Source organism: Melaminivora alkalimesophila, assembly GCF_000282995.1.
GTDB lineage: Bacteria > Pseudomonadota > Gammaproteobacteria > Burkholderiales > Burkholderiaceae_C > Melaminivora > Melaminivora alkalimesophila.
The window spans coordinates 1-6,746 of record NZ_ALEE01000226.1; the positions used below are offsets into that span (position 1 = coordinate 1).

Here is a 6,746-nt window from a genome sequence, read left to right on the forward strand (position 1 = left end):
AGCCGCGGCGGGATGGTCTCGCCGGGGTGGATCACGCCGTCCACGCGGTAGCGCACGTGCAGGCCGTCGTCGAAGGGCTCCAGGTGGATGTCGGAAGCGCGCAGATCAATCACGCGGCCGATGATGGTGTTGACCAGGCGGATGACCGGCGCCTCACTGGCCAGGTCTTTCAGGTGTTCGACGAAATCCCCACCATCCAGCCCGTCGCCGAGCAGGCCGTCGCCCTCGCCTTGCGCTTCTTCTTCCACCGGCTCGGCCAGGGCGCGCTCGATGGCGCTCTCCAGGGCGAGGTGCGGCACGACCGTGCGGCCGGTCGCCAGGCGCAGCGCCTTCAGGATGAAAGGATCCTGCGGCGTGGCCATGGCCACGTGCAGCTCGCCCTCGGGCGCGGCCAGCGGGAACACGCCGTGGGTCTGGAGGAACTCGGGCAACAGGCCCTCGACCTCGGGCATGATCTCGGGGAAGGCCTCGGCCGCGACGAAAGGCAGGCCCAGCTGGCGCGACAGGGTGTGGGCCACGTCCAGCTCCGACACCAGCCCGAGGCGCACCAGCACGCGGCCCAGCAGCCCGCCCATCTCCTGCTGCGCCAGCAGCGCGCGTTCGATGTCGCGCGCGCTGACCTTGCCTTCCTGCACGAGCAGCTCGCCCAGGCGCGGAGCCGCAACTCCTGCCAGCTCAGGGTCAGGATGATCCAAGGTAGAGGAAGGGCTCATGGCAAGGGAATAGAAGTCCGCCGGTCTTCGGGAAATTGGCAACCGACCCCGCAGGAAACCGACAAGTGTAGTCGCCTCCCGCTTTCACGGGCGGCGCTCAGTCGAACACCTCCGCGTCTCTGAGCGCCACGCCCTGCGCATCCTTGCCCGACAGCACCGGCTCGCCCTGGTACGGCCACTGGATGGCCAGCTGCGCATCGTTCCACGCAATGCAGCGCTCGTGCTCCGGCGCGTAGTAGTCGGTGGTCTTGTAGAGGAAATCCGCCGTCTCGCTGAGCACCACGAAGCCATGCGCGAAGCCCGGCGGCACCCAGAGTTGGTGCTGGTTGTCCTCCGACAGCTCGGCGCCCACCCATTGCCCGAAAGTGGGCGAGCTCTTGCGGATGTCCACCGCCACGTCCCACACGGCCCCCCGCACCACGCGTACCAGTTTGCCCTGGGGTTGGCGGATCTGGTAGTGCAGGCCACGCAGCACGCCCCGGCCCGAGCGGCTGTGGTTGTCCTGGACAAACTGGTAGCTGGTGCCGGTCGCCTCGTCGAAGGCCTTCTGGTTGAAGCTCTCGAAGAAGAAGCCGCGCGCGTCGCCAAAGACGCGCGGCTCGATCAACACGACGTCGGGGATCGCCAGGCGGGTGGCTTTCATCAGTACACCTTTTCCGTGAGCAGCCGCTTGAGGTACTGGCCGTAGCCGTTCTTGGTCAGGGGCTGGGCGAGGCGCTCGAGCTGCCGGTCGTCGATCCAGCCGCTGCGCCAGGCGACTTCCTCCGGACAGGCGATCTTCAGGCCCTGGCGGCTCTCCAGCGTGGCGATGAACTGGCCCGCCTCCAGCAGGCTGTCGTGCGTGCCGGTGTCGAGCCAGGCGTAGCCGCGGCCCATGATCTCCACGTGCAGCCGGCCCTGCTCGAGGTACAGGCGGTTCAGGTCGGTGATCTCCAGCTCGCCGCGGGCCGAGGGCGTGAGGCGCCGGGCCAGCTCGGCCGCCTGGCCGTCGTAGAAATACAGGCCGGTGACGGCGTAGCTGCTCTTCGGGTTCGCCGGCTTTTCCTCCAGCGACAGCACCCTGCCCCGCCCGTCGAACTCGGCCACGCCGTAGCGCTCGGGGTCGTGCACGTGGTAGGCAAAGACGCTGGCCGCATCCTCGCGCGCATCGGCGCTGGCCAGCAGCTCCTGCAGGTCATGGCCGTAGAAGATGTTGTCGCCCAGCACCAGCGCGCTCGCGCTGCCCGAAAGGAACTGCTCGCCGATCAGGAAGGCCTGGGCCAGGCCGTCGGGACTCTCCTGCACGGCGTACCGCAGCTCGATGCCCCACTGGCTGCCGTCGCCCAGCAGCTGCTCGAAACGCGGCGTGTCCTGCGGCGTGCTGATGACGAGGATCTCGCGGATGCCGGCGAGCATCAGGGTGCTCAAGGGGTAGTAGATCATCGGCTTGTCATACACCGGCAGCAGCTGCTTGCTGATGGCCAGCGTTGCCGGGTGCAGGCGCGTGCCGGAGCCGCCGGCGAGGATGATGCCCTTGCGTCGTGTCGTCGTCATCGTCGTCATGGCAGGAGGGGTTTCAGAGGATTTCGGCGAGCATGCGCGCCACGCCCTGCTGCCACGGCGGCAGGGCAAGGCCGAAGGTGGATTGCAGCCGGCTGCAATCCAGGCGCGAGTTGTGGGGCCGCCGCGCCGGCGTGGGGAAGCTGGTGGTGGGAACCGGCGCGATCTCGGTGACCTTGAGGGCGAGCGATGGAGCGCAGCGCCGGGCCTGGGCCAGGACGTAGCTCGCGTAGGCGTGCCAGGTGGTCGCGCCGCTGGCCGTGCAGTGGTAGAGGCCGCCGTCCTCGGGCCGCGCCTGCAGGTGGCGCAGGGCGTGGGCCGTCACGTCGGCCAGCAGCTCGGCACCGGTGGGCGCGCCCCACTGGTCGTCGATTACCGTCAGGCGCTCGCGCTCTTGCCCTAAGCGCAGCATGGTCCTGGCGAAGTTGCCGCCGCGCGCGGCGTAGACCCAGCTGGTGCGCAGGATCAGGTGGCGGCAGCCCGAGGCCTGGATGCGCCGCTCGCCCTCGAGCTTGGTGGCGCCATAGACGGACAGGGGCGCGGGCGCGTCGGCCTCGGTCCAGGGGCGCTCGCCGCTGCCGTCGAAGACGTAGTCGGTGCTGTAGTGCACCAGCCAGGCGCCCAGGCGCGCCGCTTCCTCGGCCAGCACCCCGGGCGTGGTGGCGTTGAGCAGGCGGGCCAGTTCCGGCTCGCCCTCGGCGCGATCGACGGCCGTATGCGCGGCGGCGTTGACGATCACGTCGGGGCGCAGCGCGCGCACGGTCTGGCGCACGCCTTCGGGCTGGCTGAAGTCGGCGCAATGCGAGGCGCTTTCGCGCGCGAGGGCGGTGACGCGCCCCAGCACGGACAGGCTGCGCTGCAGCTCCCAGCCGACCTGGCCGCTGCTGCCCAGCAGGAGGATGTGCAGGCCCTGGTCCATCAGGCGGCGTACTGCTTTTGCACCCACTCGCGGTAGGCGCCGGACTGCACCTGGGCGACCCATTCGGGATGCTCCAGGTACCACTGCACGGTCTTGCGGATGCCGGTCTCGAAGGTCTCGGCCGGGCGCCAGCCCAGCTCGCGCTCGATCTTGCGCGCGTCGATGGCATAGCGCCGATCATGGCCCGGGCGGTCGGTGACGTGCGTGATCTGCGCGGAGTAGCTCTGGCCGTCGGCGCGCGGGCGCAGCTCGTCGAGCAGGCGGCAGACGGTGTGCACGATCTCGATATTCGGTTTCTCGTTCCAGCCACCGACGTTGTAGGTCTCGCCCGGCAGGCCCGCCTCCAGCACGCGGCGGATGGCGCTGCAGTGGTCCCTGACATACAGCCAGTCGCGCACCTGCATGCCGTCGCCGTAGATCGGCAGGGGCTTGCCCGCCAAGGCATTGACGATGACCAGCGGGATGAGCTTTTCCGGGAAGTGGAAGGGGCCGTAGTTGTTGCTGCAGTTGGTGGTCAGCACCGGCAGGCCGTAGGTGTGGTGCCAGGCGCGCACCAGGTGGTCGCTGGCGGCCTTGCTGGCCGAGTACGGGCTGTTGGGCTGGTAGTTGTGCGTCTCGGCGAAGGCGGGCGCCTCGGGCTCGAGCGTGCCGTAGACCTCGTCGGTGGAGACGTGCAGGAAGCGAAATGCCGACCGCTGCGCCTCGGGCAGGCCGCTCCAGTGGTGGCGCACGGCCTCCAGCAGGCGGAAGGTACCGACGACGTTGGTCTGGATGAAATCCTCGGGGCCGTGGATGGAGCGGTCCACGTGCGACTCGGCGGCGAAGTTCACCACCGCGCGCGGGCGGTGCTCGGCAAGCAGCCGGTCGAGGAGCGCCCGGTCGCCGATGTCGCCCTGCACGAAAACGTGGCGCGCATCGTCCTGCAGGGCCGCCAGGTTGTACAGGTTGCCCGCGTAAGTGAGCTTGTCCAGGTTCAGGACCGGCTCATCGCTGCCAGCCAACCAGTCGAGCACGAAGTTGGCGCCGATGAAGCCGGCGCCGCCAGTGACGAGAATCATGAGGGGAGCGTCTTTGCTGTCCTGCAGCGCAGGGGCCCGGCGGTGCCGGGGGAAACACAGGATTATCCCCGAGGCGCCGGCCGGCGCGGGAGGCACCGCCTACGGCTGCGCGCCGAAACGCCGCGAGGCGATCTCCAGCAGGCCGTCGAAGATCAGGTTCTCGACCAGCTCGAAGCTGCGCGTCATGCTGGGCGCCATTTTCCAGCCCGCCCCACCGGTCATCATGCAGGCCGGGTCTTCGCCACAGTGCTCCCGCAGGTGCTGGTACATGTATTCCACGGCACCGGCGATGGCGTAGGTGCCGCCACTGGTCAGCGCGTCGCTGGTGTTGGTCGGGAAGGGGCGGACCTCGCCCGTGGGCACGTGCAATCCGGCCGTGCCCGACTCCAGCGCGCGCAGCATGATGCCGTGGCCGGGCAGGATCAGGCCACCGAGGAAACGGCCCGAGGCATCGAGCGCCTCCACGGTCACGGCCGTGCCGACCATGACCACCACCAGGGGGCGTGCCGGCCCCTGCGCCAACAGGCGGTGGCGCGCGCCGATCATCGCCACCCAGCGGTCGGCCCCCAGGCGCATCGGATGGTCGTAGCCGTTGACCACGCCTGCCTCCTCGGCATTGGGCACCACCCAGCTGGTGGGCACATCCCAGAGCTCGGAGACCTGTTCGGCCACGCGGCGCTTGACGGCGTCGCCCGCGACCACGCAGCCGAGCATGTGGGTCGGGGCCGGCAGCTCGGCCCACGGCCCTTCCGCCAGGTTCTCGATGTGCTCCAGGAATTCGACGCCCTGCGCCAGCAGGGCCGCGCCGGGCTTGGCGGCGTCGAACAACGCCCATTTCAAGCGGGTGTTGCCCACGTCGATGGCCAGGAATGTCATGAAGAGGAATTATCCGGGGTTTTGGCGCGCCGCCCCGGCCGCCTGGGCGACAGCCGGACGCTGCGCTCGGCCTTTGTCAACGATGTTCAGGCGAGCAGTTATCCGACACGGCCGCGCCGGGGTGCGGGGCTACAGTGGCAGCCTGCAACCTTTAGTTAGCCATTGCAACCACAAGGAGTCAACCATGGGCCTGTTCAGTTTCGTCAAGGAAGCCGGTGAAAAGCTCTTCGGCGGCAAGGAGGCACACGCCGCAGCGCCCGCGCAGGCGCCGGCCGCAGCGCCTACAGCCGCAGCACCCTCGCAGGAAGAGCTCAATGCCAGGGCCGCCCAGGCGATCGAGAACTACATTGCCTCCCAGAAGCTGGGGGTCTCCGACGTCAAGGTGAAGTTCGAGGGGCCGGAAGGCAAGGTCACGGTGACGGGCACGGCGCCGGACCAGGCGACCAAGGAGAAGGTGACGCTGTGCTGCGGCAACGTGGCGAGCGTGACGAGCGTGGACAACCAGATGGCGGTCACCAACCCCGAGCCCGAGGCGCAGTACCACGACGTGGTGCGCGGCGACACGCTGAGCGCGATCGCCAAGAAATACTACGGCGACGCGAACAAGTACCCCGTCATCTTCGAGGCCAACAAGCCGATGCTCACGCACCCGGACAAGATCTACCCGGGCCAGAAGCTGCGCATCCCGCCGCTGGCCAAGTAAGCCGGGCCTGGGCGCGCGGCGGCCAGGGCGGGCCTCAGCCCTGGCGCCAGGGCAGCCCGCGCAGGCGCCAGCCGCCGATCCGGCCGCGCTGGCCGTGCGCGTCGAGCGCGCCCTCGAAGCCCTCGAGGATGTTGTAGGCCTGCAGCCCCAGCTCGCGCGCGCGCCGCGCCGCCGCCACCGAGCGCACGCCGCTGCGGCACAGCAGCACCGCCTTCATGCCTTCCGGCACGGCCGCGCGCAGCTGCGCATCGAACTGCGCATTCGGCGCCATCCCCGGCCATTGCTTCCAGGCGGCCACTGCCGCACCCGGCACGAAGCCGACCCACTCGCGCTCGGCGTCGGTGCGCACGTCCACCAGCACCGCTTCGCCGGCCTGCACCCAGCGCCAGGCGAGTTCCGGGCTGACATCGCCCGCGTAGCCTTCGGCAGGGACGGCGCACTCCGGCAGTTCGGCAAGGGCGGCGGGGGCAGAGGCGGGGGTGGCAGTCATCGGTGGCAGCGTACGAAAAAAGCGCGGGTCAATCCCACATGGGAGGCGGTTCGTCGCGCAGCCCGGCGCGCAAGGCTGCATAGTCCGGCACGACGCTCGCAACAGTGTTCCAGAAACGCGGGCTGTGGTCCATGACGCGCAGGTGGGCCAGCTCGTGCGCCACCACGTAGTCGATGATGGCCGGGCGGAAATGCATCAGCCGCCAGTTCAGGCGGATGGAGCCGTCGCTGCGCGCGCTGCCCCAGCGCGAGCGGGCACTCGACAGCGACAGCCGCGTCCAGCGCACGCCCAGCAGTGGCGCGAAATGCTCGAGCCGCTGCGTGAAATGCCGACGCGCCTCGTCGAGCAGCCAGGCCTGCACGGCGTCGCGCAGCTGCGCGGGGCTGGCGTGGCGGGCCAGCGGCACGTGGAGCTGCCGGGCGGACTGGCCGGGTTCGGCGGCGGCCAG

General features: G+C 69.7%; 9 protein-coding genes. 1 reads left to right on the forward strand and 8 read right to left on the reverse strand.

What is annotated here, in order from left to right; translation table 11 throughout:
- The 6 genes from A612_RS03915 to A612_RS03940 form a co-directional block, all read right to left on the reverse strand.
- Window positions 1-713 (reverse strand): GspE/PulE family protein (locus tag A612_RS03915; protein WP_040435962.1); only part of this gene is annotated, 713 nt, incomplete at its 3' end.
- Between the two features lie 97 nt (window positions 714-810).
- Complete coding sequence (rfbC, locus tag A612_RS03920; protein WP_019373250.1) at window positions 811-1,356, reverse strand: dTDP-4-dehydrorhamnose 3,5-epimerase; 546 nt, start codon at window positions 1,354-1,356, stop codon at window positions 811-813.
- Window positions 1,356-2,246, reverse strand: a complete 891-nt coding sequence (gene rfbA / locus A612_RS03925; protein ID WP_019373251.1) for a glucose-1-phosphate thymidylyltransferase RfbA — start codon at window positions 2,244-2,246, stop codon at window positions 1,356-1,358. The genes rfbC and rfbA overlap by 1 nt, the downstream gene beginning before the upstream one ends.
- A 22-nt stretch (window positions 2,247-2,268) precedes the next feature.
- Entirely contained in the window at window positions 2,269-3,159 is an 891-nt protein-coding gene (gene rfbD / locus A612_RS03930) for a dTDP-4-dehydrorhamnose reductase (protein ID WP_040435964.1), read from the reverse strand.
- A gap of 11 nt (window positions 3,160-3,170) precedes the next feature.
- Window positions 3,171-4,229 carry a dTDP-glucose 4,6-dehydratase gene (rfbB, locus tag A612_RS03935; protein WP_019373253.1) on the reverse strand — a complete coding sequence of 353 codons (1,059 nt, stop codon included), beginning with the start codon at window positions 4,227-4,229 and terminating at the stop codon, window positions 3,171-3,173.
- A gap of 99 nt (window positions 4,230-4,328) precedes the next feature.
- Window positions 4,329-5,105: a type III pantothenate kinase gene (locus A612_RS03940; protein ID WP_019373254.1), complete on the reverse strand. Its 777-nt coding sequence runs from the start codon at window positions 5,103-5,105 to the stop codon at window positions 4,329-4,331.
- 184 nt (window positions 5,106-5,289) lie between these two features.
- Here A612_RS03940 and lysM point away from each other — a divergent pair, with 184 nt between their 5' ends.
- Window positions 5,290-5,808: a peptidoglycan-binding protein LysM gene (gene lysM, locus A612_RS03945; RefSeq protein WP_019373255.1), complete on the forward strand. Its 519-nt coding sequence runs from the start codon at window positions 5,290-5,292 to the stop codon at window positions 5,806-5,808.
- Window positions 5,809-5,842: 34 nt separating this feature from the next.
- On the opposite strand, the gene A612_RS03950 is transcribed toward lysM, so the two are convergent.
- Together A612_RS03950 and A612_RS03955 are read right to left on the reverse strand one after the other, a co-directional pair.
- Entirely contained in the window at window positions 5,843-6,298 is a 456-nt protein-coding gene (locus A612_RS03950; protein ID WP_019373256.1) for a rhodanese-like domain-containing protein, read from the reverse strand.
- A gap of 28 nt (window positions 6,299-6,326) precedes the next feature.
- A partial coding sequence (locus A612_RS03955) for a M48 family metallopeptidase (RefSeq protein ID WP_019373257.1) occupies window positions 6,327-6,746 on the reverse strand: 420 nt, incomplete at its 5' end.